Source organism: Pseudomonas karstica (assembly GCF_009707515.1).
Classification (GTDB): domain Bacteria; phylum Pseudomonadota; class Gammaproteobacteria; order Pseudomonadales; family Pseudomonadaceae; genus Aquipseudomonas; species Aquipseudomonas karstica.
Window position 1 is genome coordinate 1 of the sequence record NZ_WLYI01000083.1, and the last position, 1049, is coordinate 1049.

Genomic DNA, 1049 nt, shown 5'->3' on the forward strand with positions numbered 1-1049 from the left:
TGTCGGGATTGTAGTAGCGATGGCGGTTGTAGTGCAGCCCGCTTTCTTGATCGAAGTATTGGCCTTGGAAGCGCAGCGGGTTGTCGACGGTGTTGATGTCGAGGCGGGCGATTTGGCCGTAGGCGCGGTAATGCGCGGACCAGACGGTTTCGCCGTCTGGGTTCGTCAGTTCTTGTGGCGTGCCAAGGTGGTCGAGTTAGGTCGGTTTGCGTTTTGGGACGCTCCGTGCCCCCGTTGCCAGTGTCAGGTTTTGCACATGATGATGTGAGCGTCAGGGGATACGGTCATTTTTTCAGCAGTATACCCACCTGCGACTATTGTAAAAATTACGTCTGCCCCATGGCTAGAAGTGAAGCAATAGCTTGTTCCTGTCTCGCTGGGATCTATTCGTGTTGCCTTTATAGAGAGTGGAGTATCGGTTGTTTCGTACATTTCGGATATTTCAGATCCAACGGCGCCTATCCCTTCGAAGGCAATCAAGTCATGAAAAGTGATTATCCATAACGCCTCCTGCCAGTCTGAAAACATCATTAATAACGTACTTCTACTGCACGTTATTTTTTCTATCGTTCCGTCTGAAACGGGGAATTTATTCATCTTAATATCCTGGATGCTTTTCGCCTGGCAGAAACCCGGTACCGTGTCCGGGCTGATAATTTTCAGGTTTTACTTTCAACAGTGATTTCTGCTTTTCAGATTGCTTCCAGCTTAAATTGTTCGGTTTAAGCTCAATGTGATAGTGGACACCGTGGTGTCTTGGGCTGAAAAGGCCAGGATCTCCTGGATGGCTTTCAAATCTGATACGGGTGTTTGCATTAGGTCGCCATTCCATTCGTTGGGTACCGTGTTTTGTTGCTGAACGCTTGGGCTGCACGCCTAAAATATTTGTTAAAATATTCGGGTCAGACGGGAAGTGAGTGTGAGTATTCGGTATGGCGGGTGAGTCGTGACCGGCTTTTATTTGCGATGTAGGATTTTCAACGCCGAATGCGGGCGTACAACCATCCCCACCCGGGCACGTATTCAACCCCAACGGATCCACCCACCCT

The 1049-nt window shown here is 49.4% G+C and carries 1 protein-coding gene and 2 pseudogenes; all 3 read right to left on the reverse strand.

The features are described from left to right. Nucleotides 1–196: pseudogene (locus GIR22_RS25800) on the reverse strand (RHS domain-containing protein); the annotation flags it as partial. A 47-nt stretch (nucleotides 197–243) separates the two neighbouring features. Beyond that, nucleotides 244–597 (reverse strand): hypothetical protein, encoded by a 354-nt coding sequence (locus GIR22_RS25805; RefSeq protein ID WP_154746094.1) that lies wholly within the window; start codon nucleotides 595–597, stop codon nucleotides 244–246. Nucleotide 598: 1 nt separating this feature from the next. Next, nucleotides 599–1049 (reverse strand): annotated as a pseudogene (locus tag GIR22_RS26045) (hypothetical protein); the annotation flags it as partial.

What these genes read in the sequence shown, in the direction of transcription:
- GIR22_RS25805 (WP_154746094.1), bottom strand. Translation starts at nt 597, where the DNA reads ATGAATAAATTCCCCGTTTCAGACGGAACGATAGAAAAAATAACGTGC.